Annotated in this window: 28 protein-coding genes; 15 read left to right on the top strand and 13 right to left on the bottom strand. The window is 32.4% G+C overall.

Translation table 11 applies throughout. The features are described from left to right. Positions 1 to 3: 3 nt before the first annotated feature. The 12 genes from SD960_RS10910 to SD960_RS10855 all read left to right on the top strand — a co-directional run bounded on the left by SD960_RS10910 (position 4) and on the right by SD960_RS10855 (position 12,401). The gene (locus tag SD960_RS10910; RefSeq protein ID WP_318802946.1) at positions 4 to 891 is read left to right on the top strand and encodes a DUF4835 family protein; all 888 of its coding nucleotides are present in this window, start codon (positions 4 to 6) and stop codon (positions 889 to 891) included. A gap of 54 nt (positions 892 to 945) precedes the next feature. Further along, a complete protein-coding gene (gene recN, locus SD960_RS10905) occupies positions 946 to 2,598 on the top strand; it encodes a DNA repair protein RecN (protein WP_318802945.1) in 1,653 nt (550 codons plus the stop codon). Positions 2,599 to 2,614: 16 nt separating this feature from the next. Next, positions 2,615 to 3,136 (top strand): hypothetical protein, encoded by a 522-nt coding sequence (locus tag SD960_RS10900; RefSeq protein ID WP_318802944.1) that lies wholly within the window; start codon positions 2,615 to 2,617, stop codon positions 3,134 to 3,136. A gap of 18 nt (positions 3,137 to 3,154) precedes the next feature. Beyond that, on the top strand, positions 3,155 to 4,345 hold the full coding sequence (gene fabV / locus SD960_RS10895) for an enoyl-ACP reductase FabV (protein WP_318802942.1): 1,191 nt from the start codon (positions 3,155 to 3,157) through the stop codon (positions 4,343 to 4,345). Between the two features lie 125 nt (positions 4,346 to 4,470). Continuing rightward, positions 4,471 to 5,469 carry a glycosyltransferase gene (locus tag SD960_RS10890; RefSeq protein ID WP_318802940.1) on the top strand — a complete coding sequence of 333 codons (999 nt, stop codon included), beginning with the start codon at positions 4,471 to 4,473 and terminating at the stop codon, positions 5,467 to 5,469. A gap of 1 nt (position 5,470) precedes the next feature. Continuing rightward, positions 5,471 to 6,067, top strand: a complete 597-nt coding sequence (gene coaE / locus SD960_RS10885; RefSeq protein WP_318802938.1) for a dephospho-CoA kinase — start codon at positions 5,471 to 5,473, stop codon at positions 6,065 to 6,067. 59 nt (positions 6,068 to 6,126) lie between these two features. Continuing rightward, the gene (locus SD960_RS10880) at positions 6,127 to 7,713 is read left to right on the top strand and encodes a HAMP domain-containing sensor histidine kinase (protein ID WP_318802936.1); all 1,587 of its coding nucleotides are present in this window, start codon (positions 6,127 to 6,129) and stop codon (positions 7,711 to 7,713) included. 3 nt (positions 7,714 to 7,716) lie between these two features. Beyond that, positions 7,717 to 8,433 carry a response regulator transcription factor gene (locus tag SD960_RS10875; RefSeq protein WP_042564360.1) on the top strand — a complete coding sequence of 239 codons (717 nt, stop codon included), beginning with the start codon at positions 7,717 to 7,719 and terminating at the stop codon, positions 8,431 to 8,433. 599 nt (positions 8,434 to 9,032) lie between these two features. Continuing rightward, complete coding sequence (locus SD960_RS10870; RefSeq protein WP_318802932.1) at positions 9,033 to 9,794, top strand: hypothetical protein; 762 nt, start codon at positions 9,033 to 9,035, stop codon at positions 9,792 to 9,794. Continuing rightward, positions 9,784 to 11,175: an RtcB family protein gene (locus SD960_RS10865; RefSeq protein ID WP_318802930.1), complete on the top strand. Its 1,392-nt coding sequence runs from the start codon at positions 9,784 to 9,786 to the stop codon at positions 11,173 to 11,175. Before SD960_RS10870 ends, SD960_RS10865 begins: the two co-directional genes overlap by 11 nt. Positions 11,176 to 11,188: 13 nt before the next feature. After that, complete coding sequence (gene prfH, locus SD960_RS10860; protein ID WP_318802928.1) at positions 11,189 to 11,878, top strand: peptide chain release factor H; 690 nt, start codon at positions 11,189 to 11,191, stop codon at positions 11,876 to 11,878. Beyond that, positions 11,865 to 12,401 (top strand): hypothetical protein, encoded by a 537-nt coding sequence (locus tag SD960_RS10855; protein WP_318802927.1) that lies wholly within the window; start codon positions 11,865 to 11,867, stop codon positions 12,399 to 12,401. The genes prfH and SD960_RS10855 overlap by 14 nt, the downstream gene beginning before the upstream one ends. A gap of 131 nt (positions 12,402 to 12,532) precedes the next feature. On the opposite strand, the gene SD960_RS10850 is transcribed toward SD960_RS10855, so the two are convergent. The 7 genes from SD960_RS10850 to SD960_RS10820 all read right to left on the bottom strand — a co-directional run bounded on the left by SD960_RS10850 (position 12,533) and on the right by SD960_RS10820 (position 19,352). Continuing rightward, positions 12,533 to 13,279 (bottom strand): acyl-[acyl-carrier-protein] thioesterase, encoded by a 747-nt coding sequence (locus tag SD960_RS10850; protein ID WP_318802926.1) that lies wholly within the window; start codon positions 13,277 to 13,279, stop codon positions 12,533 to 12,535. 71 nt (positions 13,280 to 13,350) lie between these two features. Next, the gene (miaA, locus tag SD960_RS10845; protein WP_318802924.1) at positions 13,351 to 14,271 is read right to left on the bottom strand and encodes a tRNA (adenosine(37)-N6)-dimethylallyltransferase MiaA; all 921 of its coding nucleotides are present in this window, start codon (positions 14,269 to 14,271) and stop codon (positions 13,351 to 13,353) included. 152 nt (positions 14,272 to 14,423) lie between these two features. Next, entirely contained in the window at positions 14,424 to 15,266 is an 843-nt protein-coding gene (locus tag SD960_RS10840; RefSeq protein WP_318802923.1) for an ion transporter, read from the bottom strand. 31 nt (positions 15,267 to 15,297) lie between these two features. Continuing rightward, a complete protein-coding gene (locus tag SD960_RS10835) occupies positions 15,298 to 16,659 on the bottom strand; it encodes an exonuclease domain-containing protein (protein ID WP_318802921.1) in 1,362 nt (453 codons plus the stop codon). A gap of 87 nt (positions 16,660 to 16,746) precedes the next feature. Then, complete coding sequence (locus SD960_RS10830; protein WP_318802920.1) at positions 16,747 to 17,391, bottom strand: YggS family pyridoxal phosphate-dependent enzyme; 645 nt, start codon at positions 17,389 to 17,391, stop codon at positions 16,747 to 16,749. 12 nt (positions 17,392 to 17,403) lie between these two features. Beyond that, positions 17,404 to 18,297, bottom strand: a complete 894-nt coding sequence (locus SD960_RS10825) for a 3-hydroxyacyl-CoA dehydrogenase family protein (RefSeq protein ID WP_318802918.1) — start codon at positions 18,295 to 18,297, stop codon at positions 17,404 to 17,406. 89 nt (positions 18,298 to 18,386) lie between these two features. Further along, positions 18,387 to 19,352, bottom strand: coding sequence for a Gfo/Idh/MocA family protein (locus tag SD960_RS10820; protein ID WP_042564371.1), 966 nt, complete (start codon positions 19,350 to 19,352; stop codon positions 18,387 to 18,389). A 143-nt stretch (positions 19,353 to 19,495) separates the two neighbouring features. On the opposite strand from SD960_RS10820, the gene SD960_RS10815 reads away from it, so the two are divergent. Next, positions 19,496 to 20,137, top strand: coding sequence for a protein-L-isoaspartate(D-aspartate) O-methyltransferase (locus SD960_RS10815; RefSeq protein ID WP_318802916.1), 642 nt, complete (start codon positions 19,496 to 19,498; stop codon positions 20,135 to 20,137). 107 nt (positions 20,138 to 20,244) lie between these two features. Here the strand turns inward: SD960_RS10815 and SD960_RS10810 are convergent, their stop codons facing one another. The 3 genes from SD960_RS10810 to smpB form a co-directional block, all read right to left on the bottom strand. After that, positions 20,245 to 21,294 carry a Fic family protein gene (locus tag SD960_RS10810; RefSeq protein WP_318802915.1) on the bottom strand — a complete coding sequence of 350 codons (1,050 nt, stop codon included), beginning with the start codon at positions 21,292 to 21,294 and terminating at the stop codon, positions 20,245 to 20,247. 85 nt (positions 21,295 to 21,379) lie between these two features. Continuing rightward, the gene (locus SD960_RS10805; protein WP_318802914.1) at positions 21,380 to 22,018 is read right to left on the bottom strand and encodes a hypothetical protein; all 639 of its coding nucleotides are present in this window, start codon (positions 22,016 to 22,018) and stop codon (positions 21,380 to 21,382) included. Positions 22,019 to 22,094: 76 nt separating this feature from the next. Beyond that, entirely contained in the window at positions 22,095 to 22,550 is a 456-nt protein-coding gene (smpB, locus tag SD960_RS10800; protein ID WP_154781794.1) for an SsrA-binding protein SmpB, read from the bottom strand. 160 nt (positions 22,551 to 22,710) lie between these two features. Here smpB and SD960_RS10795 point away from each other — a divergent pair, with 160 nt between their 5' ends. Then, the gene (locus SD960_RS10795) at positions 22,711 to 23,340 is read left to right on the top strand and encodes an outer membrane beta-barrel protein (RefSeq protein WP_318802910.1); all 630 of its coding nucleotides are present in this window, start codon (positions 22,711 to 22,713) and stop codon (positions 23,338 to 23,340) included. 102 nt (positions 23,341 to 23,442) lie between these two features. After that, positions 23,443 to 23,670, top strand: coding sequence for a VF530 family protein (locus SD960_RS10790; RefSeq protein ID WP_318802908.1), 228 nt, complete (start codon positions 23,443 to 23,445; stop codon positions 23,668 to 23,670). On the opposite strand, the gene SD960_RS10785 is transcribed toward SD960_RS10790, so the two are convergent. From SD960_RS10785 to SD960_RS10775, 3 genes are all read right to left on the bottom strand, one after another. Continuing rightward, complete coding sequence (locus SD960_RS10785) at positions 23,671 to 24,225, bottom strand: DUF3575 domain-containing protein (RefSeq protein ID WP_318802905.1); 555 nt, start codon at positions 24,223 to 24,225, stop codon at positions 23,671 to 23,673. A 135-nt stretch (positions 24,226 to 24,360) separates the two neighbouring features. Next, complete coding sequence (locus SD960_RS10780) at positions 24,361 to 24,909, bottom strand: GNAT family N-acetyltransferase (RefSeq protein WP_318802903.1); 549 nt, start codon at positions 24,907 to 24,909, stop codon at positions 24,361 to 24,363. Between the two features lie 10 nt (positions 24,910 to 24,919). Then, entirely contained in the window at positions 24,920 to 25,771 is an 852-nt protein-coding gene (locus SD960_RS10775) for an aldose 1-epimerase family protein (RefSeq protein WP_318802902.1), read from the bottom strand. Positions 25,772 to 25,789: the final 18 nt, after the last annotated feature.

Below are 25,789 nucleotides of genomic sequence, written 5' to 3'. Positions count from 1 at the left end.
TGTATGAACAATAAAATAGTTACTCTTTTAGTATTTTTAATATTTGGCTTTGCGCAGGCGCAACAGCTAAATTGTACTGTAACTATAAATACTGAAAGACTCCCAAACCCAAATCAACAGGTTTTTAAAACACTTCAGACCTCATTATCTGAATTTGTAAATAAAACAGACTGGACAGGGGCGCTTTTAAAACAAAATGAAAGAATTAATTGTTCCATGTATATTACACTTTCGTCAAATAGTTCAGATCAGTTTACAGGTACAATTCAGGTACAATCTTCGAGATTAATTTATAATTCGACATATTCTTCGCCTGTCTTAAATTATAATGATAAAGACTTTAATTTTACTTATACAGAGTATCAGCCTTTATTATTTAATCCAACTACATTTGAATCAAATTTAGTCTCTGTTGTCTCTTTTTATAGTTATATAATTTTAGGATTAGATGCCGATACTTTTCAAATGGGCGCCGGAAGTCCGTATTTTGAAACTGCTCAAAATATTGCAAACGTTGCACAGCAGGGAGGTTCTAAAGGCTGGAGCCAGACTGATGGACTTCAAAACCGTTATTATTTAATAAACGATTTGGTTTCACCAACATATAGTGATTTACGCCAAACCAGTTTTTTATATCACACAGGATTAGATAATATGACTGTTGATTTAAAAACATCAAAAGAAAAAGTAAAATCATCTATAGCATTAATAGGGAAATTAAACTCAGTTAAGCCAAATGCTTTTTTAACCCGGGTATTTTTTGATGCTAAATCAGATGAAATTGTTTCTATTTTCTCTGGCGGGCCAAGTATTCCGGTTACAGATTTAACAGACGTCTTGAATAAGGTTTCGCCATTAAATTCTACTAAATGGTCACAAATTAAATTTTAATTGACTTTTCAATTTTAACTTTATTCATTAATTTTATTTTCACATATTTATCCTATGATAACTTCGCTGTCGATTAAAAACTACGCCCTGATTGAAAAATTGTCTATTGATTTTTCAAAAGGTTTTTCTATAATTACAGGTGAAACAGGAGCTGGTAAATCTATTATATTAGGAGCCTTAGGATTGGTTTTAGGAAAAAGAGCCGATTTGACTTCATTGAAAAATAAAGAAGAAAAATGCGTAATTGAAGCTCATTTTGAAATCTCAAAATATAACTTAAAAGAGTTTTTTGAAGCAAATGATCTGGATTATGAAGATGATACTATAATCAGACGTGAAATTTTGCCTTCTGGAAAATCACGTGCTTTTATAAATGACAGTCCTGTAAATCTTCAGGAATTGCAAGATTTAAGCTTGTTTTTAATTGATATACATTCGCAGCAGCAAACTCAGGAATTATCGGATGAAGGTGTTCAGTTTAAAATAATTGATGCCATTGCTAATAATTTTGATACAATTGCAGCGTATCAAAAATTATTAAAAACATATAAATCAGATAAATCTAAATTGAACGCTTTATTAAAAAAGCAAAGTGATTCTGGCAAAGAACAGGAATACAATACTTTTTTATTAAATGAATTGGTTGCAGCCAAATTAAAATCAGGTGAACAAGAAGAATTAGAAGCCGATTTTGAGAAACTGAATAATGTTGAAATTATCAAAGAATCAATTGATAAATCATTGGTAATTGCAAACGAAGAGCAATTTGGTGTTTTTCATAATCTGAATGAAATCAAGACGTCTTTGCAAAAAATAACTGCATTTTCGCCTGAATATCAAAATTTATTTGAAAGAATTACAAGCATAACCATAGAATTTGATGATGTTTCAAAAGAATTGCAAAATGCTTCGGAGAAATTATTAAACGATCCTGAAAAATTAGAATTAACCAACCAAAAATTGCAGTTAATTTATAATTTGCAGAAAAAACATCAGGCAAATACGGTTGATGAGTTATTGGAAATTCAGGCAAATCTTGAAAATGCAGTTATTGAACTGGGTAATATAGAAGAAGAAATTGAAATTCTTTCGAAAGCAATTGAACAAAAAGCGCACGAATTAGATACTTTTTCAGAAACGATTCGTCAAAACAGATTAGACGCCATTCCGGTATTATCAAATCAGTTAATTTCTATTTTAGAAACGCTGGGAATGCCAAATGTTCGATTTAAAATGGAACTTTTACCATCTGAAACGTATTTTCAAAATGGAAAAGATGAATTACAATTTTTATTTTCTGCCAATAAAGGAACTGATTTTGGTTTGTTGAAAAAAGTAGCTTCAGGCGGAGAAATGTCACGTATTATGTTGGCTGTAAAAGCAATCTTAGCACAGTATTCAAAATTGCCAACTTTAATTTTTGATGAGATTGATACTGGAGTTTCCGGTGAAATTGCCATTAGAATGGGCGAAATCATGAAAGAAATGAGCGCGAAAATGCAGATATTTGCCATTACGCATTTACCGCAAATTGCTGCAAAAGGCGATTCGCATTTTAAAGTTTTCAAATCTACTGTTGCAGATGATACACAATCAGAATTAAAACTTTTAGCGCCGGACGAACGTATCACAGAAATAGCACAAATGCTTTCCGGAGCTAATATTTCTGACTCGGCATTAAATCATGCAAAAGAATTATTAAATTAAGATATAAGGTATAGGTATGGAAAGTTTAAGCTTTTACGAAAATCAATTTATTAAGGCAGATTCATTAATATCTGAAGGAAATATTGCCGACGGAAAAGAGATGCTGGAAGAAATATTATCTCAATATCCCGATTTTGGAAAAGCCCACAATCATTTAGGATGGATCTACTACAATAAGTTAAGTAATTATGATAAAGGAATTTATCATTATAAACTGGCAATGAAATTTGAACCAAAATATCCTGCGCCTTATTTAAACTACACTTATTTGTTAATAGATATTGGTCGATATGCAGAAGCTAAAGAGCATATTGATTTTACATTTAATAATCTTGAAAATGTTGATTATTCTTCATTTAACAGTGAATTAGGAAGAATGGCTGAGTATGAAAGCGATTATACTGCAGCTTATAATTTCTATAAGTTGGCGAAGAAAAATGCTTTAAATCCAAATTTTATAGACAATATGGATGCCAACATGAAAAGGGTTAAGGATAAAATGTCTATTTTTGAAAAATTAAAACTGAAATTGAATTAATACAATAAATAATACAAGATGATTATAGAACCTAGAATGCGAGGATTTATTTGTTTGACTGCACATCCTGATGGAAGCGCGCAAAACGTAAAAAATCAAATAGAATATATAAAATCAAAAGGTCCAATCAACGGAGCAAAAAAAGTACTGGTTATCGGTGCTTCAACAGGTTTCGGATTGGCTTCAAGAATCACAAGTGCTTTCGGGTCTGATGCAGCTACAATTGGAGTATTTTTTGAAAAACCGCCAGTTGAAGGTAAAACAGCTTCTCCGGGATGGTATAATTCAGCAGCTTTTGAAACTGAAGCTCACAAAGCAGGTTTATATGCAAAAAGTATCAATGGAGATGCTTTTTCAAATGAAATAAAAAGAGAAACCTTGGATTTAATAAAAGCAGATTTAGGACAAGTTGATCTTGTAATTTATAGTTTGGCTTCGCCAGTTCGTCAGCATCCTGTTACCGGAGTTTTGCACCGTTCTGTTTTAAAGCCAATCGGACAAACTTTTACAAATAAAACAGTAGATTTTCATACAGGAAATGTTACTGAAGTTTCGATTGCTCCTGCAAACGAAGAAGATATTGAAAATACAGTTGCTGTAATGGGCGGTGAAGACTGGACTATGTGGATTGATGCTTTGAAAGCTGAAAATTTACTGGCTGAAGGAGCTACAACAGTAGCTTATTCTTATATCGGGCCATCATTAACAGAAGCTGTATACAGAAAAGGTACAATTGGTCGTGCAAAAGACCATTTAGAAGCTACAGCATTCTCAATTACAGATAGTTTGGCATCAATAGGAGGTAAGGCTTATGTTTCTGTAAACAAAGCATTAGTTACACAGGCAAGTTCTGCAATTCCGGTTATCCCGTTGTATATTTCTCTTTTGTATAAAATTATGAAAGAAGAGGGAATACACGAAGGTTGTATTGAGCAAATTCAGCGTTTGTTTAAAGATAGATTATATTCAGGATCAGAAGTTCCTGTAGATGAAAAAGGAAGAATCAGAATCGACGATTGGGAAATGCGTGATGATGTTCAGGAAAAAGTAGCTAAACTTTGGTTAGAAGCAACTACCGAAACTTTACCTGCAATTGGTGATTTGGCAGGATACAGAAATGATTTCTTAAATCTGTTTGGTTTTGAATTTGCAGGAGTTGATTATAAAGCCGAAGCAAATGAAGTTGTAAATATCGAAAGTATAAAATAAATACAAATTAGTACTACATATAAGAAACCATTCGTTGCGGCGAATGGTTTTTTTGTTAATATAACATATCTTTGCTGAAATTTTGAAATTTAAAACAATCACTACTCAATAACGCATATTCCATTATGATTTTTTCTTTAATTATACCCGTGTATAATCGTCCGGATGAAGTTGATGAACTTTTAGAAAGCTTAACCAAATCTGATTATAATGAAGCTTTTGAAATTGTCCTGATAGAAGATGGTTCTTCGATTCCCTGTAAAGATGTCGTGATGACATATCAGGGAAAGCTAAATATATCTTATTATTTTAAAGAGAATTCAGGGCCGGGAGATTCAAGAAATTTTGGTATGCAAAAAGCCAGAGGTGATTATTTTATCATTTTTGACTCAGATTGTATAATTCCTCCAAATTACTTAACAGAAGTTCGCAAGGAGTTAGATGATAATTATGTAGATTGTTTCGGTGGGCCAGACAGAGCTTTAGCCAGTTTCTCCGATATTCAAAAAGCCATTAATTTTGCAATGACTTCATTTCTTACTACCGGCGGTATTCGCGGTGGCTCTGAAAAGATCAATAAATTTCAGCCCCGCAGTTTTAACATGGGGATTTCTAAGGGAGCGTTTGAGGCTTCAAAAGGTTTTGGAAACATTCATCCAGGCGAAGATCCCGACTTATCTATTCGTTTATGGAATCTTGGATTTCAAACCAGATTGTTTCCTGAGGCTTTTGTGTACCATAAACGCAGAATTGACTGGGAAAAATTTGCTGTTCAGGTAAATAAATTTGGCAAGGCGAGACCAATATTAAATAGTTGGTATCCAGAACATAATAAGCTTACCTTCTTCTTTCCGACGGTTTTTATATTAGGTTTATTATTAGCTTTTTTACTGTTAATTTTCAATATTGATATTTTATTACAATTATATTTCGTATATTTCGTTATAATATTTCTCGCAGCAAGTATTCAGAATAAAAGTATCAAAATTGGATACTTATCTGTTATTGCTGTATGGAAACAATTTTACGGATACGGAACTGGCTTTTTAGAATCTTATATAAAGATCATCCTTTTAAAGAAAAAACCACAAGAAGCTTTTCCTCGTATGTTTTTTAAAGTATAGTATGACAAAAGTTATTGGTTTGACAGGAGGAATTGGTAGTGGTAAAACCACCATTGCAAATTACTTTAATGAAATGGGAGTTCCGGTTTATATCGCAGATGATGGTGCAAGAAATGTAATGAAATCTGAAGATATTATTGAGGAGATAAAAACCTCATTTGGTGAAGCCTTATTTGAAAATAACATTTTGAACCGTGCTAAACTTGCCGAAATTGTATTCAATGATAAAGATAAGCTAGCTAAATTAAATGCAATAGTGCATCCTGCTGTAAAAAAAGATTTTGAGGTATGGTTATTGCAACATAAAAGTTATCCATATGTAATTTATGAAGCTGCTATATTATTTGAAAGCGGGCGTTATAAAGAATGTGATTTAATAATAACAGTTACTGCGCCCGAAGAAGTTAGAATTGAAAGGGTCTTAAAACGCGACAATACCACAAGAGAACAAGTTTTAAGCCGAATGAAAATGCAATGGAATGATGAAAATCGAATTTCCAGAAGCAATTTTGTTATTAATAACGATAATCTTAAAAATGCTAAGGAAGAAGTTGTTAAAATTCTTAAAATTTTAGATATTAAACAAAATCAGTCTTAAATGTTAATATTTGGTTAATGTATTATTTAGTATATTGTTAAAATATTAATTTTGTTTCGATGAATAAATTATTTTTTAGAATACTTGTTTTATTGATGAGTTTGTCCTTAATAGGGATAATTCTGGTTCAGGTATTTTGGTTCAATTCTTCGTTTAAAAATAACGACGAGCAATTTAAATACCACGTTACCCAAGTGATTGGGAGTGTTGCTGATAAACTTGAACAGCAGGAAGAGTATAGTTTTTACGACAAATACAATCGCATAAAAGACAGTACAGGTAAAATCCCAAAGAAAGAAGATTTACTGGAAGTTCTTTACGTTCAAAGAAACACAAAAACAAATAAAACAATTGTTTATTCGAATACACTTACGTCTGAAGATTACGACATAAGCGGATCACTTTTTAACAAAAAGTTTAGCAGCGAAAGATTTAAAAATTTTAGCTCGAAACGAGTAACTGAAGTTTACAATAACAATAACAATATCGATAATAATACTTTAGGACAAAGTATTATTCCGGATTTAAAGATTGAAAAATCAGGAAGTCTTGATATTTTAAATAAAGTTCAGCAACAGATTCAATATAAAGATATTGCTTCTCTAACTCCAATCGAGGGTAGAATTACAAAAGATAAGCTGCAAAAGTTATTAAAAAAGGAACTGGAAGAATACGGTGTAAAAACCAAGTTTGAGTTTGGCGTTCTTAATAGTGGTTTAGCAACAAAAATAAAATCTGATGGTTTTCATTATGATAAAGATGCAAGCTATCATATACCAATATATACGGATAATGAAGGGAATAGTAAATATGAACTATTTATAACGTTTCCTCACAAAAAGAAATTTTTATTATCAGAATTATTGAGTATTACAATATTATCAATCGTTTTTACGCTGATTATAATTGTAGCTTATACAAGTGCATTGAATCAATTGTTACGTCAAAAGCATATTTCTGAAATCAAAACCGATTTTATAAATAATATGACGCATGAGTTTAAAACTCCAATTGCAACAATAAACTTAGCGCTTGATGCGATAAGAAACCCCAAAATTATTGAAGATAAAGAAAAGGTTTTTCGCTATCTTCAAATGATCAGAGATGAAAATAAAAGAATGCATGCTCAGGTAGAAAATGTTCTTCGAATTTCTAAATTAGAAAAAAGAGAACTTGATATCACTAAGGAGCCAACTGCTATTCATGATATAATTGATGACGCAATCGAACACGTGAATCTAATTTTAGAAGATAGACACGGAACCGTTGTTAAACATCTAAATGCCGCGAGAACAACATGTTTAGTAAATGAAGTTCATTTTACAAACGTCTTGGTAAATATTTTAGAAAATGCAATAAAATATTCTCCGGATATTCCGGAAATTGAAATTTTTACAGAAAATGTTAAAGACATGGTTCTGATAAAAGTTAAAGATAATGGACTTGGTATGAGTAAAATAGCTCAAAAAAGAGTTTTTGAGAAGTTTTATAGAGAACATACGGGAGATTTACATAATGTAAAAGGACACGGTTTAGGTCTGGCTTATGTAAAAAGAATAGTTGAGGATCACAATGGTCAAGTATATGTTGAAAGCGAAAAAGGAAAAGGTAGCACCTTTATAATAAAAATACCATTAATAAATTAAAATATGGAAAATAATAACAAAAGAATACTTTTAGTAGAAGATGACCTTAATTTTGGGGCAGTTCTTAAAGATTATCTAATGTTAAATGACTTTGAAGTTACTTTAGCTAAAAACGGTATGGAAGGTTTCGAGAAATTCAAGAAGGATGTATATGATTTATGTATTCTTGACGTAATGATGCCTTATAAAGATGGTTATACTTTAGCCAAAGAGATTAGAGAGAAAAATAGCGAAGTGCCAATTATATTTTTAACTGCAAAATCTATGAAAGAGGATGTGTTAAAAGGATATAAGGCCGGAGCTGATGATTATTTAAATAAACCTTTTGATTCAGAAGTTTTATTGATGAAAATCAAAGCTATTATTCAAAGAAAATCGGCTGATACAAAAGCAGAACAAGTTCAGTTTGAGTTTAATATTGGTAAATTCCACTTAAATTCTAAACTTAGATTTTTAACTTTCGAAAACGAAGAGCCAATAAAATTATCTCCAAAAGAGAATGAATTGCTTAAAATGTTGATTCTGCATGAAAATGATTTAATGCCAAGAGAATTAGCTTTAACAAAAATCTGGAGAGATGACAACTACTTTACTTCAAGAAGTATGGACGTTTACATTGCTAAATTGAGAAAATACCTAAAATCTGATGAAGATGTTGAAATTCTTAACATTCACGGAGAAGGTTTCAGATTAGTTGTTAAAAGCAAAGTATCTGAATAAGTTATAGAATAACAAACTAGTTCATCCAAAAAAAAAGAAAGCTCTGAGAATTCAGGGCTTTTTTTATGCTCAAATTTTAGTTTACTGCTTAAAGATTTCACGACAATAATGCTTTTTGAGCATCATTTGTCCCAGAATTGAAGTGATAAACGTTGCAAAAATTGGAATTTGGAATTTATTTTTTAAAATCTAATATTCAGGTATAGTTATTTATTTTCCAGATACATAATTCTGTTTTTATAATTTTTAAATTTACCTTAATTATTTTTAAAGAGATTTTTTTTAAAATAAATTTGGAAATTCAAAAAACAATTCACAATATTTGCAGACGAAAAAAATAATAACCCTTTAAAACGAAGAAAAATGTTTGTACTTACATTATCATCTCAAAGCTTCACACCAAACGGATTTGGTGCAGCGCTTCTTCGTGGCTTATTTCAATCTTAGAAATTCATTTTTAGATATATAAAAAAGCCCGAAGACATTTAGTTTCGGGCTTTTTTTATTCTAGACACTTCAAATTTTCCCGAATAATCGATTTTATTATTTATCCGAAAGGGTAAAAAGATTCAGCAATTTAATTTTAGTAGACTTTTTCAATGGAAAATTACACTGAAGATGATTATGCATTGTGTAGTCGTTTTAAAAGTGAAAAAAAGAAGAAAAGGTTAGTAAAAGAAGATTTCGAAAAAGAATTACGTCAAAATTACGTTCAAAGGAAGCAATTGTTTAATGCCGTTTGGAATTCACCACCCGTGCCATTAGACAAACCCTATCAAAAAGGCTGGGTTCGGTTTTTTGTTTTAAGATCAGATGTATTAGTTGGTCTAAATTCAGATTTTTTCATGAATTTATTGGAAAAAATTAATACATATCAGTATTCAAATGAAAAATCATTTACCAAACGCAAAAGAAAATTTGGAAAGAAAATTTCTGTTCCATCAGAGCAGTTTTTGAAAATGATTTCTATTAGTGATTGGGATTGCAAGAAATTAGATTTGACTGAAAAAGAGAAATCCTACTTTACATTAACCAAAGAATGGTCAAATAAACTTGGGAGAGATATAATTTATTATCGATTTGATGAGCCTTGGAGATTTGTGCTACGGGTAAGGCCGAATATTATAACGCATAAAAAACCAGTTGATTCAGATTTACAAAGTGAGCTTCAGATTTTAGAAAATTATATTACCAATTATAATTTAAACCATAAAATAAACAGATTACTTACGGGATATGCTCGTTATTCGGGCTGGAAAGTTTACCAGAATCCGAAAGAGAAGAATCCAATTAAAAATAAAAGTCTGCATGTATTGTATCAACAATATGCAGATGAAAATGATATAAATCATGGGAAATAAATTATCCGGAAAAGACCTGATTAAGTTAGGCTTTCCAAAAAATAATTCAATAAACATTGCCCTTGGGCAAATAAACAGATATAGAAAAAGAGAAAAAAAGGAATCCATTTTAGCAGAAGCCAAAGAAGTTTTGCTTTATCCTGAAAAATTTGAGGGAAATGGAACGTGGGGAAAAGTGGCTGAAGGTTTAATCAAACCGGTTCAGGTTCGAATGCACCAGCTTAAAACGACACGTGTGCCTTTTACAATTTTTGGTGAAAATGAAATTGATCAGCAAGCTAAATTTCAATTGTATGATTCTTTAAAGTTACCAATTTCAGTTGCCGGAGCTTTAATGCCGGACGCACATTCAGGTTACGGATTGCCAATTGGCGGAGTTTTAGCAACAGATAATGCCGTTATTCCTTACGGAGTTGGAGTCGATATTGGCTGTAGAATGAGTTTGTCGATTTTTGACTTACCAGCGTCGCATTTTAAAGGAAAAGAGCATCAATTGGAGGCGATTTTAAAAGACAATACCAAGTTTGGAATGAACGAAACGCATGCAGCAAAAGCAGATCATGATGTTTTTTACAGAAGTGAATTTCAGGATATTCCGTTATTAAAGAATCTTTTGCCAAAAGCGTATAAGCAATTGGGAAGTTCAGGCGGAGGAAATCATTTCGTAGAATTTGGAATTGCAAAAATTGACAATCCGGAAAATGAATGGAAGTTAGGAGCCGGTGAATATTTCGCTGTTCTTTCACATAGCGGATCACGTGGTTTAGGCGCTAATATTGCGAAACATTACACGTATTTGGCAACCAAACAATGTCCGTTACCAAAAAATGTACAGCATTTAGCGTGGCTGGATTTAAATACGCATGATGGCCAGGAATATTGGCTGGCGATGAATTTAGCAGGAGAATACGCCAAAGCCTGTCACGATGATATTCATAGAAGAATTGCTAAAGCCATAGGAAAAAGGGTAGTGGTAACAATTGAAAACCATCACAATTTTGCCTGGAAAGAAATCGTAAATGGTCAGGAATGTATCGTACATAGAAAAGGTGCGACCCCTGCGGCAGATGGTCAATTGGGAATAATTCCTGGTTCGATGACAGCTCCGGGCTATATTGTGAAAGGGAAAGGAAATGCTGAGAGTTTAAATTCAGCCTCACATGGTGCAGGGCGTTTATTTTCAAGAGCGAAGTGTAAAGCTACTTTTACCCAAAGTGAAATCAAAAAAGTTTTAAAATCAAATGATGTCACGTTAATTGGAGGAAATATCGACGAGGCTCCGATGGCGTACAAGGATATTACAAAAGTAATGGCTAATCAAACGGATTTAGTTGAAGTTCTGGGAACTTTTACTCCGAGAATCGTTAGAATGGACCGCTAAAAAGAAATTAAAAATGGAAAAAATAATTCAAATAACAGCGGGTCGCGGACCTGCAGAATGCACTTGGGTGGTTGCCCAAGTGCTTAAAAAAGTGTTGGAAGAAGCTCAGGAACAGCAATTGGAAACGACATTATTACAAAGAGAAGTTGGTTTTGAAAATGGAACTGTTGAAACGGCAACAATTGCTGTGAAAGGTAAAAATGCAGCAACATTTGTAAATTCCTGGATTGGAACGATTCAATGGATTGGGCAAAGCCAGTTTCGTAAAATGCACAAACGTAAAAATTGGTTTATTGGCATTTTTGAGATTGAACCGGAAAAAAATGCGTCAATTTCGGAAAACGATATTCAATATCAGGCAATGAGAAGTTCCGGTGCGGGTGGACAACACGTTAATAAAGTCAGTTCGGCGGTTAGGGCAACGCATATTCCAACCGGAATTGCGGTTGTAGCAATGGACAGCCGATCGCAGCATCAAAACAAAAAACTGGCAACAGAAAGACTATTAAAAAAATTAGAAGACGAAACTTTGCAACAACTTAAAAGTTATGTTGGAAAACAATGGGAAAACCAACTGAATGTTCAGCGTGGCGATCCGGTTAGGACTTTTACAGGAAGTGATTTCAAGAAAAATAAAGTGCTTAAAAGTTACAAAGGAATTCGACAGAAATTAAAAACAGATTTAAGAAATGAAAACAATTGATAAATACCTTTTTCAGGCTTTGGATAATTATCCTTATTCGCTTGAAGAAACGATTGAATCTTTAGATTATGCTTTTTCGTATGATGCAAAAAATACAATGGTTTTGTGTTTATATGGAAGAATTCAGGCAGAGCAATTATTGAATTATGAAGAATCAAAAAACTATTTTCAGGAAGCTTTAGCCATTAATATTCATGCACTTGAGGTATATCCGTATTATTTGCATATTTTAATTTTGAATGAAGATTATGAAGAAGCTCAAAAGCTGATCGACTTTGCTTTAACCATAAAAGGAATAAATAAATCTGAAATTTTTGTAAAGAAAGCGATTCTTCTTGAAGCTCAACAAGAGTTTAAAAAGGCTTTAAAGGAAATTAAAAATGCTAAACTTACAACTTTACAGTTTGCTTTTGATTCTGATATTACGGAAGTGGAGAAAAGAATTAAAGGCAAAATTGAGCTGCTTGAAAAGAAAAAGAAGCCGAAGAAATCCAAAAAAGGTTCAAAAAAGAAATCAAAATAATTTTAATATTGAAGAAAACGATGCAAACTTGCATCGTTTTTTTTGCCACGAATTCCACGAATGAGCACGAATTCAAATAAAAATAAAAATCGGTGCAAATTCATTCAATCCGTTTAATCAGTGGGCAATAATTATTTCCAATGCAATTCCAAAGCAAAACAGGTCTTTTCGCCTTTGGTAATACTGAATGTCGCGGTCGTGTGATCATCATCTTCACTTTCGTGAATTACCACATTATCTTTAAGCGAAAGCTCTTTCATGAAGTTCATTTCAAAGCTTTTTACTTGTTGTTTTAAAATTCTTTTTTCATCAACATGATCAAGGCACCACTCTAAATATTTTACGTTATTAACATGATTTACAATATCTAAATCTGATAAATAAACTGTTTTTTCAAAAATGGCCCCTTTTTCGTGATTGATATTGATTTTTGAAAAACCTTCAGTGGTGGCTCGATTTTCCGGAAACAATTCAAAATGTTCGTAAGGCAGAGCTAAAGCTTCCGGACGGCGTAATTGCGTATTGAAAACAGCCCAATAGGTTTCACAGCCTACTATTTTTTTGCCATTTACATACATTTCTAAGGCACGAACTGAGCGAGAATTTTCTAAACTATTGATCCATGTTTTTACTGTAACAATGTCCTGCCATTTTGGTAAAGCGGTAATTTCAACACGCATTCGGCTTAAAACCCATGCCTGATGAAATTCCTGCATATCAAAAAAGCTAATGCCGCCAACTTCAGAATGTGCTGCGGCGGTTAACTGCAGAATATTACACAAATCGGTATATTTTAAAAAACCGTTTGGCGTGCATTGTGTAAAATTGATTTCCCATTCTTTGCTTAAAACCGATGTGAAATTTGGAGATATTGGCATTTTCTTATTTTAGATTTTTGATATTAGATTTAGATTGATTTAGAGATAGAGAAAGAAGAAAGATTTTGCTTTTACTTTAAAAAATCTTCTATATAATCTATTATTTGTTTTCTATCTGTTGCGTAATCAAACCATTTTGTGGCTTCATTTCTTTTGAACCACGTCAATTGTCTTTTGGAAAATCTTCGTGTGTTTTTTTTGATTTCATCTATAGCAAATGGCAGGGTGAATTCTCCGTCAAAATAACTAAATAATTCTCTATAACCCACCGTTTGCAATGCATTTAATGCTTTATTAGGATACAAGGCCTTTGCTTCTTCTAATAAACCTTCGTTCATCATAATATCGACACGCTGATTAATTCTGTTATAAATCACTTGTCTTTCAGCTTCTAAACCAATTAAAATAGGAGTGAAGTTTCTATTGTTTTTCTTTTGATTTAGAAAAGAGGAATATGGTTTTTGTGTTCCGATACAAACTTCTACAAAACGCATCATTCGCTGCGGGTTTTGTAAAGTCTGTGGATTTTCTAAATTTATTTTTTGAAAATATTCCGGATCTAAAAGTTCTAATTGTTCCTGTAAATAATTGATTCCGAGTTTTTCGTAATTAGAATTTATTTCTGCTCTTACAGAAGAATCAATTTCGGGGAATTCATCAAATCCTTTTAAAACTGCATCAACATATAAACCAGAACCACCAATTAATATAGCAAAATCATTTGTTTGGAATAATTCTTCTAATTTTAAAAGTGCTTCTTTTTCGTAATCGCCAACGGTATAATTTTCGAAAATAGATTTATTTTGAATGAAATAATGTTTTGCTGCTTTAAGCTCGTCCTGATTTGGAACTGCAGTACCAATGGTCATTTCTTTAAAAAACTGACGGCTGTCGCATGAGATTATTTCGCAGTTAAAATGTTTTGCCAAAGCAATACTCAAGGCTGTTTTGCCTATGGCTGTTGGTCCGACAATGGTAATTAAGTATTTCATATTTTTTAGCCCAGATGGAAATGGAAACCCCGGACTTATGTTTGTTCGTTTTTTTTGGGATAAAAGAGCGACTTTAGAAGCTCCTTTTATGCCTTAAAAAAACAACAAAGATAAGGAGGAGTTGTAATGTACAGCTGGATTAGCTTCTTAAATTAATTATTTGGCAATTCTGTTCCACATTGATAACAGTATTTTGCGTTATCAAAATGTACTTGAGAATTGCATTTTCTGCATGTTTTTTTTCCACTTACGCTATTACTGTTTTTTAAACTGCTTTTTGCAAATTCTGCTGTAACGATTCCGGTTGGTACGGCTATAATTCCGTAACCTAAAATCATTACTAAAGCTGCAATGAATTGTCCTAAAGGAGTTTGTGGAGAAATATCACCATAACCAACAGTTGTCAACGTTACAATTGTCCAGTAAATACTTATCGGGATACTCGTGAATCCAGATTCTTTTCCTTCAACTAAATACATTATTGAGCCGATTATTATGGTACTTATCAAAACGAAGTAAATGAATACAAGAATTTTTTCCTTGCTGGCTTCAATAGCTTCCCGAAGCTGTATAGATTGATGTGATATTTGCGGAATGTGTAATATTTTGAATAATCGAAAGAAACGCAAAGCTCTGACGATGGAAAGTATGCTTGCTCCGGGGAAAAATATAGACAAATACATGGGTAAAACAGCAAGTAAATCGATGATTCCGTAGAAACTAAAAACATATTTTACCGGTTTTTGAATCGAAATTATTCTTAAAATGTATTCGATAGTAAAAAATCCTGTAATTATCCATTCGCAAATAATCAGTTGAGAGTGGTATTTTTGATTAATTCCCTGAACGGTTTCCATCATTATCAAAAGAACGCTCAATAATATAAGTCCCAGAAGTACTAAATCGAACATTCTTCCTAAAATGGTGTTTGTGCCATATAGAACGATCTTGATTTTTTCTCTAAAATGTTCGTATCTTGATTTCATCTTTTTCATAACTTACAAATATAATGAAAGTTTTTATTTGTTAAAAATGAAGTATTTTGACTGATTTACTTTTACGAACGTAATTTTGAATTATGTTTTTTACGTCGCGATTGTTTTGCATTGGGATTAAAATATTTTTCAGGATGTCGATATTCATAATTTGATAATTCAAATCATAATAAGCATAGCCTTTGTATTGCCCGTTTTCGATTAATACCGCACTTCTTTCATTTACATTTCGCCCTCTGTCGATGATAATCATGTTTTTGTTTTCGAAACTGTGTTCTGATATAAATTGTTGTACACGGCTATTATATTCTTCCGCACTAATTTCGCCAATACAGGCACCGTCACATTCTTTTATTTTATATTGAAAACATTCTTTTTTGGATTGATATAAACCTGTCAATTTTTGGCATAAATGATATTTGGCTGTGAATTTGAACAGCATGTTTTTACCTTCCTGTAAAGAAATAAAGGATGTAATTTCTTTTTTACGTCCATCCGCTTTTTGAAGTTTTAGGTTCAGATAACCGTTGGAATCTTTTTCAGCATATAAAGCAAACGGAAAAAAAGTTTTTTTCTGTGAGCGATTATGCCTTGGTCGGTTTACTTTTATTTCTTCACTTTCTTTAAGCAAAGCAATCAATTCGCTTCCGGTTTCATCATAAGTAATAGTGAAAACTTCTGCCTGAATCTTTTTGCTTTTGGTTGTAATTCCGGTAAAATGCTGATTTACTCTTTTTCGAATGTTTTGGCTTTTGCCGATATAAATTAATGTACCGCCTTCATTATAAATATAATAAATACCGGTTTTAGAAGGCATTTGTCCCACTAAATCCATTAATTTTGGTGATATCCCTTTTTCGACTTCGAGTTTTATAAAATCTTTTACGATTGTTTTTTCCAGATCTTTTTCAAGAAGCATTTTGAAAAGCTTCGTTGTTGCCATAGCATCTCCGCTGGCACGATGCCTGTCTGCCATCGGGATTCCGAGTGCGCGAACCAGTTTTCCTAAACTATAAGAAGGCTGCTCGGGAATTAATTTTTTAGCAAGTTCTACTGTACAAAGGGTTTTGGCTTCAAAATCGTAACCTAAACGTCTGAATTCTGTACGTAAAATTCGGTAGTCGAAAGAAGCGTTATGAGCAACAATAATACAATCTGAAGTGATTTCTATAATTCGTTTAGCAACTTCAAAAAACTTGGGAGCAGAGCGCAGCATGGCATTATTAATCCCAGTTAATTTTACCACAAAGGGCTGAATCGGAATTTCGGGATTTACAAGACTAATGAATTGGTCAACTACTTCGTGTCCATCAAATTTATAAATGGCGATTTCGGTAATTCCTTCTTCATTAAACTGTCCTCCAGTAGTTTCTATGTCTAGTATTGCGTACAAATTTAGTTTTCAGTATCAGTATTCAGTAATCAGTTTTGTGTGTAGAGACGCGCCGTAGTGCGACTTACAATTGTAGGTTTTTTGAAATTAGCGACCTCCAAAAATGCTGCTTCCAATACGTACCATGGTGCTTCCATATTCTATTGCAAGTTGGTAATCGCCGGACATTCCCATGGAAATAATGGAAAAATCTTCATTTTGAATCGAATCAAAAATCGATTTTAAATGTTGGAATTCTTTTTTGATTTGGTTTTGGTTTTCTGTAAATGTTGCCATTCCCATTAAACCTAAGGTACGAATATTTTTGAGTTCTTTGAACTTAGATGAAGAAATAAGTTCATTTAATTCATTTTCGTCTAAACCAAATTTAGTTTCTTCTTCGGCAATATGTATTTGAAGCAAACAATCAATAACTCTATTGTTTTTTAATGCTTGTTTGTTGATTTCCTGTAACAATTTCAAACTATCAACTCCGTGAATCAAACTCACAAAGGGTGCCATAAATTTGACTTTATTCGTTTGCACATGACCAATCATATGCCACTGAATATCTTTTGGCATTTCTTCCCATTTCTCGGCCATTTCCTGGATTTTGTTTTCCCCAAAAATGCGTTGGCCAGCTTCGTAGGCTTGCATTAAGTCTGAAACAGGTTTGGTTTTAGAAACGGCAACTAATGTTACATGTTCTGGCAAACTTGCTTTAATACTATTTAAATTTGATGCTATTGACATTGCATTTATTTTTTATGAAAGGATAAACTGCTTAGAGATTTTCTCTGCTTTTTTGCTTTCACTATAATCATAAAAACCTTCACCGGATTTCACTCCTAATTTTCCAGCTCTTACCATATTTACCAATAATGGGCAAGGAGCATATTTAGGATTTTTGAAACCTTCGTACATTACATTTAAAATGGCCAAACAAACATCAAGACCAATAAAATCAGCAAGTTGAAGCGGTCCCATCGGGTGTCCCATTCCTAATTTCATTACAGTATCAATTTCATAAACTCCGGCAACTTTATTATATAACGTTTCGATGGCTTCGTTTAGCATAGGCATCAGGATTCTGTTAGCTACAAAACCAGGATAATCATTTACTTCAACAGGTGTTTTTCCTAATTTAACTGATAAATCCATGATAATTTTAGTGACTTCATCGCTGGTATTGTATCCACGAATGATTTCAACTAATTTCATAATTGGAACGGGATTCATAAAGTGCATTCCGATAACGCGTTCAGGATGTGCAACTACAGCTCCAATTTGTGTAATGGATATTGAAGAAGTATTCGTCGCTAAAATCGTATTATGAGAACAAGCTTCGTTTAATTGCTTGAAGATGTTTAGTTTTAGTTCTACATTTTCTGTAGCTGCTTCAACAACCAAATCAACGCCAACAACTCCGTCTTTAATATCAGTATACGTAATAATATTGGTGATAGTTTTTGCAACATCTTCCTGAGTAATTGTTCCTTTAGACAACATTCTGTCTAAATTCGCGGCAATAGTCGCCATTCCTTTGTCTAAAGATTTCTCAGAAACATCAATAAGTTTTACAGTAAAACCACTTTGTGCAAAAGTATGAGCAATTCCGTTACCCATTGTTCCTGCACCAACTACAGCTATCGTTTTCATTTTATATATTGGTATTATATTTATGATTTAGCCACGAATTCACCAATTAAGGTAGTGAATTCGTGGCTATTTTTATTTTTAAAATTATATTATTTGTCGAAACAATCAATAATCTGATACGCAACTCTTAAAGCATCTGTAGCTTGCTCTAACGTAACTACAGGTGTTGTATTTGTATTGATTGCGTTTGCAAATGATTCTAATTCATCCAGAATTGCATTATTTTGCTCAACATCAGGATTTGTAAAATAGATTTGTTTTTTTACACCTTCGGCATTTTGCAGGATCATATCAAAATCTCCGGGAACTTCCGGCGCATCTTTCATACGAACTACTTCGCACTTTTTCTCTAAAAAGTCAACAGAAATGTAAGCATCTTTTTGAAAGAAGCGTGTTTTGCGCATGTTTTTCATTGAGATTCTGCTCGCTGTTAAATTGGCAACACAACCATTTTCAAATTCAATTCGGGCATTGGCAATATCCGGAGTATCACTAATTACAGAAACGCCACTTGCATGAATATCTTTTACTTTTGAATGTACAACACTCAATATAGCATCAATATCGTGAATCATTAAATCTAAAACCACAGGAACATCTGTACCACGCGGGTTAAACTCGGCCAAACGATGCGTTTCTATAAACATGGGATTTTCGATCATGTTTTTTGTTGCAATAAACGCGGGATTAAAGCGCTCAACATGACCAACTTGCCCTTTTACGTTGTATTCTTTTGCTAAAGCTATAATTTCTTCAGCTTCCTCAACAGTATTGGCAATTGGTTTTTCTATAAAGATATGTTTTCCTGATTTGATCGCCACTTTTGCACACTTATAATGAGAAAGTGTTGGCGTTACAATATCGATTACATCCACAGCGTGGATTAATTTTGCAATGGTGCTGAAGTTTTTATAACCGAATTCTTTTGAAATTCTTTCGGCGTTTTCCTGATTTTCGTCGTAAAATCCAACTAATTCGTATTTGTCAGATTGTTGTAATAAGCGTAAATGTATTTTACCTAGATGACCAGCACCTAAAACTCCTACTTTTAACATGAGAATGTATTTTAAACAAAAATATAATTTATTTGTTGAAAGTAAAAGTTAATACAATAAAGATTTAGCGATTTAATAATTAAAAATCAATATTTGATTTAGTATTTAGTTTATTAATTTTACCAAAATAAAATAAACCTATTTTGAAAGACACTGCCAAACATCAAGGACTTCGTAATCAATTAGTAAGCACTTTAGAACAAAAAGGAATTACTGACAGAGCGGTTTTGGATGCGATAAAAAAAATCCCAAGACACCTTTTTTTAAATTCAAGTTTTGAAGATTATGCTTATCAGGATAAGGCATTTCCTATAGGAGCGGGACAAACTATTTCGCAGCCTTATACAGTTGCATTTCAATCGCAATTATTAGAAGTAAAAAAGGATCATAAAATCCTGGAAATTGGTACCGGATCTGGTTACCAAACAGCTGTTTTGTTTATGCTTGGCGCTAAAGTTTATAGTGTAGAAAGGCAAAATGAATTGTTTAAAGCAACTTCGAACCTGTTTCCAAAGTTAAATATTCGCCCCAAACATCTTTCGTTTGGAGACGGTTACAAAGGTTTGCCAAATCATGCACCGTTTGATAGTATTATTGTTACGGCGGGCGCACCTTTTATTCCGCAGCCATTAATGGCGCAATTAAAAATAGGAGGAAGACTGGTTATTCCGTTAGGCGAAGATGTTCAGATTATGACATTATTGATTCGCAAAAACGAAACACAATTCGAAAAACATGAATTTGGAGAGTTTCGATTTGTTCCTTTATTAGAAGATAGAAATTAATTTTAAACACGAATTTCACTAATTGTCACTAATTCAGCTTGTGAAATTATTTCACAAACGTAATCAGTTTTTAATTTGTGTAAATTAGTGAAATTCGTGTTTTGGTTTTATTGAGCAATGATACTAATATATCTTTCTAAACTTTCTTTCTCTATTTGAGCAATAAACATTAAAAAGTCTTCCTTGTTGTTTTTGTTCTGAGCGGTTTCGAGAGATTGGTAATACTGCATTCTGTTTTCATAATCTCCTTTTATATTGGCAATTAAATACCCTTTTTGCATTAAGATTAAATTCATAATCAAACGCGAAGTTCTTCCATTTCCATCAATGAAAGGGTGAATTGTAACCAATCTTTCGTGCATTTCGGCAGCCAGAATAATGGGATGTAATTTGTTTTTATTGATTTCATACCAAATAAAATAATCTTCCATTTCTTTGGCAACCAAAAATGGTTGTGGAGGCATATGCGTACTTCCTGTGATCATGACCTGTACTTTTCTGTAGCGGCCCGCATCTTCCGGAATTATTCCTCTAAGAATTAAGTTGTGAATTGATAAAAGATCACGTTCATTTATAGAATTATTTTTACTCATTAAATCCTTTATAAAACCAATTGCTTCCTGATGGTTTATGGCCTCAAGATGCTCCCTCATACTTTTTCCTGAAATCGTTAAGCCTTCATTAATTACCAAATCTGTTTCTCGAAGTGTCAACGTGTTTCCTTCAATTCGATTGCTTTCAAAAGTATACTCTAATTCAAGAGCCTGTGTAATTTTATAACTATCAAATTGCTTGTAGCTATCTAGTTTCTCTTTTAGAATATCAATTTGATTTAATAATTTTTCTAAAGAAGTTGATATTTTTAAGTTAGAAACTGTTTTGTTGTATTTGATTTCATCTTGTGCTGCTTTTATAGCTTTTAATGCAAATTCATTATCTCCAATTTCATAAAGAATTTTTTCTTTTAACCACGCAATCATTAAAGTTTCGTAATCTATTTCTAAAAGCTGGGCTAATTTAGAAATTTGATCCTTCGTTGGTTTTCGTGTACCGCTTTCAAATTTACTTATTAAAGCCTGATCAATACCCAAAAGCTGTGCAACCTCACGAGTTTTTAATCCTTTTTGCTCACGGGCGTTTTTAAGAAGCGTTTTCATTTTTAATAATTATAAATGTCTTGACAAATTTAGTCAATTTAAATTATGCAAAAAAAGCAATAAGTAAATATTGCTTTCTGTAATTTTATTTTGGAGGCAAAGAGCCGTCTTTTCTCATTTCTGCAACAACAGCTTGCATAATAGCATCTACAGTCTGTCCTAAATCTGTAACATATTCAGATTTTGTTGTTCCCGTCCAGATCAGTTTATTCTCTTTTAATGAAAAAATATTGGTTTCGACCATATACGATGTGGTTTCCTGATAATATCCGGGATCATAAAAGCTGGGCGAATACATTCCGTACCAATTTCCGAAACCGTAACCATAGACATTTGTGTACATTCCGTCAAAACCTCCGTAATACATTCCGGTATAAGTTCCCGGAACATAATTGGTTTCTTTCTCAGTGCTTACTAAACGCATTGTAATCACTCCGTCGAAATTCTCATCTTGCAGGATTTTTAATTTTTGCTCTTTAGTAAGTTGAGAAGTACTTTCGTTCAGGTATTGATATGAAGTTTTAAAAATTTCATTACTGGCAGCAATTCTATTTTCTGCCGTTCTTCTGGAAGCTTCATCTTTTACCAGAACAACGACCAAAACTTTTTTAAAATGTTCCTGAGCCACAGTAATTTTAGGATCTCTCCAACTACTTACAATAGAAGTATTACTGCCACAACTAAAAAAAGCAAAGACAGTGAACAAAATAATATACTTTTTCATACTTTTTTATTAAAGTTAATTGTAGTAAAAATAAGTATAAAATATTTAAAATTGCTGTTTTACAGTAAATTAAGATTTAGTTGTACGCTTTTTTAATTCTGTCTAAATCTCTTTTTGTGTCCTGTTCTTTAAGAGATTCACGTTTGTCGTAGTTTTTCTTTCCTTTACAAAGACCAATCTGCAGTTTAGCAAGACCTTTTTCGTTGGTAAACAATTTTAACGGAACGATAGTTAATCCTTTTGCCTGAACACTTTTATGAAGACTTTTTAATTCTTTTCTATTTAGAAGCAATTTTCGCTCACTTCGGGATTTATGATTGAATTGATTTCCAAAAGAATATTCCTCGATATAAGTATTAATAGCAAAAAGTTCCAAATTACTAAATTCGCAAAAACTCTCTGTAATATTGGCTTTTCCTAATCGTATAGATTTAATTTCTGTACCGGATAAAACTATTCCGGCGGTATAAGTGTCGATGATTTCGTAATCAAATCGAGCTCTTTTATTAAGTATATTGACTGTTTTTAACATAGTGTGCAAATGTAAAACAAAATTGAAAACTTTAGTAGTCCTAAGATAATTAAAAATGAGAATCTAAGATAATTAAAGATTTTTTTTAATCTATGATTTTAATCATTTTTAAAAAAAAGCCTTACTGGTAAGTTTGTTAAATAATTTAACAAACTTTAAAATGAAAAAAATTGTAACATTAATCAGTATTGTATTAGTAAGTTTAACGGCAAAAGCTCAGGAATCTGCTCAGGGTTTAAAAGGCGCCTGGTTTGTAACATCTCAATTTGGTTATCAGCAAACCAAAACCGGAGATGTAAAGAATACAAATATATCAGTAATACCAATTGTAGGTACATTTGTAACACCATCGGTAGCTGTTGGAGCGGGATTTGGTTATATTAACATGAAGTCAGATCCAACATTAAATTCAGCACCAGCAAAAACAGATTTAATTGTAATTCAGCCATTAGCAAGAAAATATTGGAATGTTGCTGGTTCTCTTTATTTCTTCGGACAGGCAGCTTTGCCGGTTATCACAGGTAAAGAAAAAGAAAACGACACTAAAATAAACCAGTTTGGACTTTCTGTTTCAGGCGGATTTGATTATTTCGTAACCAAAAATTTCTCTGTTGAATTTTCTTATGATCTGGTGAATTTTACATCAACTACAATTGATCCTGTACTTGGCGAAAAAACAACTGTTACAAATTTTGGGTTGGCTCATATGGCAAATGTAGATTCTGCTTATTTAGTGGGAGGTTCAAATTTAACAACTCCACTTGCTGTAGGATTTAAATTTATATTCTAATAGTAGTCGATTGAATTAAATTTCAATTCAGTAATTTTGTAAAATGAAAAGACCATACTTTTTGGAGTATGGTCTTTTTTAATATTATATAAAAGTACAAAAATGCAAAAACAATCTAAAGATCCCTTACACGGAGTTACCCTTCAAAAAATACTAGAAACATTAGTAGAATATTATGGTTTTGATACCTTATCAGAATTAATTCCTATAAAATGTTTTACTTCAAATCCGAGTATAAAATCAAGTTTGACCTTTTTAAGAAAAACCGATTGGGCACGCAAAAAAGTAGAGGATTTATATGTAAAAACATTGCCTAAGCTGGCAAAGTAATTATAATTTATACGAAATCATTACTCCGCCACGATATGGCAGCCATTCACCGCTTTTATTCCAATTCGGTGCCGTTTCATATCTTCCCGGAGTTCCATCATTATAATATCCATGATAAAATCCCTGGTGCCAGCCACCTCCGGCAAAAATATCTATAAGGAATTTATCATTTAGTTTGATATTATACCCAACTGAAACACCCAGACGGTAACCAAAACCGTGTTCATATTTATTTGAATCAAAATAATTCCATTTTTGTATTTCATAAATATCCGGTCCGGCATGTCCGCCAACATAAAATCCGTTGTATTTTTCTTTAAAATGATAACGAAGTTCAGGAGTCAAAGTATAAAACTTCATTGGGCTATGGCCATTGAAAGATTCCCAAAAAGAAGCCATAACGTCCACACTAAAAGTAAGTTTTTCTCCAATGCTTGTTTCAACTCCAATATTAGGTATGCCAACTATAGCCGTAGCGGCATTAAATTTAATATAAGTCTGACTTTGTGATTGAATAGAAAAGAAAAGAACAAACAGAACAAGTAATTTTTTCATAAACAAGATTTTCATAGTGATAAATAAGTTAAAAATTACTTATTTCGGATGCAAATATAACGCAACTAATACTTGCTGTATGTTAAAAAAAACAGAGTATTTGATTATATTTTTGGATATAAAATCTTTAAAAGTTTACTTGTCTAACAATGAGTAAATTACTTTGTCCAGAAAGCGACCTTCATAAAATTCAGATTCTTTAAAATGAGCTTCTTTAACAAAACCGCATTTTTGTAAAACTTTTTCAGAAGCAAAGTTTTCCGGATCGATAACAGCTTCTATAGAGTGCAATTTTAAATCATCAAAACCATATCTGTTTAACCTGTTTACGGCTTCAGGAATAATCCCTTTTCCGTGAAAATCAGGTAATAACATATATCCAATTTCTGCACGATAGTTTTCAGGCTGCATTCTGTAAAAACCAATAATTCCTAATAATTTAGGGCTTTCTTTTAAAGTAATTGCCCAATTGATTCCGATGTTAGTTTCAATTTTTTCTTCAATCATTGCAATGTGCCCGAGTGCATCTTCAGTGTTTTTTAACAAAGGTCTCGGAATATATTTCATAGTTTCCGGATTCGAGCGCAATTCAAGAATTTCATTTGCGTCGTCATTCGTAATTCTTCTTAAAAGCAAACGTTCGGTTTCTATGATTGGAAATGGAGAAAAGTTAAATTCCAGCATTTTTTTATTTTTATAATATTTGTAAACTAAATTTTGAATTAAATGTTTCTTTGGCATCTAAAATCAAAATCCCTTCTTTTTCGAATAAATCCCCTGAATTTTCGGCCGTGTCTGAATAACCAAACCACGGCTCAATACAGACAAATGGGGCCTGATTTTTTGTCCAGATTCCTAAACTCGGAAAATCTGCAAAATCAACTTTTATATAAGGTTTTGAATTCTCAAGAATAGTAAGTGAATTAGATTCTAAAGTTTTAAAAACCAACGCATCATTTTCAAACAATTTATAATTCAGCGGAACCAGATTTTCAATAGTTTGCAAACTTTCTGTTTTATTCGAAATCAAATCATTTTCTAAAAGAGAATATTCTAAATCTTCTTCTTTATCAAATTGAAAAGAATAATTATCAAAATTTTTAGGTAAAGCAATCGCCGGATGTGCGCCTATAGAAAAAGGCATTTTGGTTTCACTTTTATTAATTACTTTGTATGCAATGTCTAAAGTGATTTCATTCAGCGTATAAATAAGCTGCAATTCAAAATCAAAAGGATATTTTTTCAGTGTTTCACTATTGGACTGCAAGGAAAAAACGGCACTATTTTCGGTTTTATCAATTAATTGAAACTCCATATCACGCGCAAATCCGTGTCTTGGCAATTGATATTCTTTTTCATTAATAGTATAAGTATTGTTTTTTAAAGTTCCCACAATCGGAAAAAGAACAGGAGAATGTTTTCCCCAAAAATCAGGATTCCCTTCCCAGATATATTCTTGGTTTTGATTGTTTTTTAAAGAAAACAATTCAGCTCCGGCATGTTTGATAGAAGCTGTAAGCGTTGAATTTGATATAGTTGTATTCAAAATAGTTTAATTGAAAGA

The sequence above is a fragment of the Flavobacterium sp. MMLR14_040 genome, from assembly GCF_033657265.1.
Lineage (GTDB): Bacteria > Bacteroidota > Bacteroidia > Flavobacteriales > Flavobacteriaceae > Flavobacterium.
Note: the sequence above shows the minus strand (reverse complement) of the source record. Positions and strands in the feature narration are given on the sequence as shown.

What these genes read in the sequence shown, in the direction of transcription:
- coaE (WP_318802938.1), top strand. Translation starts at nt 5,471, where the DNA reads ATGACAAAAGTTATTGGTTTGACAGGAGGAATTGGTAGTGGTAAAACC.
- fabV (WP_318802942.1), top strand. Translation starts at nt 3,155, where the DNA reads ATGATTATAGAACCTAGAATGCGAGGATTTATTTGTTTGACTGCACAT.
- SD960_RS10805 (WP_318802914.1), bottom strand. Translation starts at nt 22,018, where the DNA reads ATGAAAAAGTATATTATTTTGTTCACTGTCTTTGCTTTTTTTAGTTGT.
- SD960_RS10795 (WP_318802910.1), top strand. Translation starts at nt 22,711, where the DNA reads ATGAAAAAAATTGTAACATTAATCAGTATTGTATTAGTAAGTTTAACG.
- SD960_RS10830 (WP_318802920.1), bottom strand. Translation starts at nt 17,391, where the DNA reads ATGTCAATAGCATCAAATTTAAATAGTATTAAAGCAAGTTTGCCAGAA.
- smpB (WP_154781794.1), bottom strand. Translation starts at nt 22,550, where the DNA reads ATGTTAAAAACAGTCAATATACTTAATAAAAGAGCTCGATTTGATTAC.
- SD960_RS10855 (WP_318802927.1), top strand. Translation starts at nt 11,865, where the DNA reads ATGAAAACAATTGATAAATACCTTTTTCAGGCTTTGGATAATTATCCT.
- SD960_RS10875 (WP_042564360.1), top strand. Translation starts at nt 7,717, where the DNA reads ATGGAAAATAATAACAAAAGAATACTTTTAGTAGAAGATGACCTTAAT.
- SD960_RS10785 (WP_318802905.1), bottom strand. Translation starts at nt 24,225, where the DNA reads ATGAAAAAATTACTTGTTCTGTTTGTTCTTTTCTTTTCTATTCAATCA.
- recN (WP_318802945.1), top strand. Translation starts at nt 946, where the DNA reads ATGATAACTTCGCTGTCGATTAAAAACTACGCCCTGATTGAAAAATTG.
- SD960_RS10880 (WP_318802936.1), top strand. Translation starts at nt 6,127, where the DNA reads ATGAATAAATTATTTTTTAGAATACTTGTTTTATTGATGAGTTTGTCC.
- SD960_RS10910 (WP_318802946.1), top strand. Translation starts at nt 4, where the DNA reads ATGAACAATAAAATAGTTACTCTTTTAGTATTTTTAATATTTGGCTTT.
- SD960_RS10825 (WP_318802918.1), bottom strand. Translation starts at nt 18,297, where the DNA reads ATGAAAACGATAGCTGTAGTTGGTGCAGGAACAATGGGTAACGGAATT.
- SD960_RS10840 (WP_318802923.1), bottom strand. Translation starts at nt 15,266, where the DNA reads ATGAAAAAGATGAAATCAAGATACGAACATTTTAGAGAAAAAATCAAG.
- miaA (WP_318802924.1), bottom strand. Translation starts at nt 14,271, where the DNA reads ATGAAATACTTAATTACCATTGTCGGACCAACAGCCATAGGCAAAACA.
- SD960_RS10890 (WP_318802940.1), top strand. Translation starts at nt 4,471, where the DNA reads ATGATTTTTTCTTTAATTATACCCGTGTATAATCGTCCGGATGAAGTT.
- prfH (WP_318802928.1), top strand. Translation starts at nt 11,189, where the DNA reads ATGGAAAAAATAATTCAAATAACAGCGGGTCGCGGACCTGCAGAATGC.
- SD960_RS10810 (WP_318802915.1), bottom strand. Translation starts at nt 21,294, where the DNA reads ATGAAAACGCTTCTTAAAAACGCCCGTGAGCAAAAAGGATTAAAAACT.
- SD960_RS10850 (WP_318802926.1), bottom strand. Translation starts at nt 13,279, where the DNA reads ATGCCAATATCTCCAAATTTCACATCGGTTTTAAGCAAAGAATGGGAA.
- SD960_RS10780 (WP_318802903.1), bottom strand. Translation starts at nt 24,909, where the DNA reads ATGCTGGAATTTAACTTTTCTCCATTTCCAATCATAGAAACCGAACGT.
- SD960_RS10900 (WP_318802944.1), top strand. Translation starts at nt 2,615, where the DNA reads ATGGAAAGTTTAAGCTTTTACGAAAATCAATTTATTAAGGCAGATTCA.
- SD960_RS10820 (WP_042564371.1), bottom strand. Translation starts at nt 19,352, where the DNA reads ATGTTAAAAGTAGGAGTTTTAGGTGCTGGTCATCTAGGTAAAATACAT.
- SD960_RS10870 (WP_318802932.1), top strand. Translation starts at nt 9,033, where the DNA reads ATGGAAAATTACACTGAAGATGATTATGCATTGTGTAGTCGTTTTAAA.
- SD960_RS10865 (WP_318802930.1), top strand. Translation starts at nt 9,784, where the DNA reads ATGGGAAATAAATTATCCGGAAAAGACCTGATTAAGTTAGGCTTTCCA.
- SD960_RS10790 (WP_318802908.1), top strand. Translation starts at nt 23,443, where the DNA reads ATGCAAAAACAATCTAAAGATCCCTTACACGGAGTTACCCTTCAAAAA.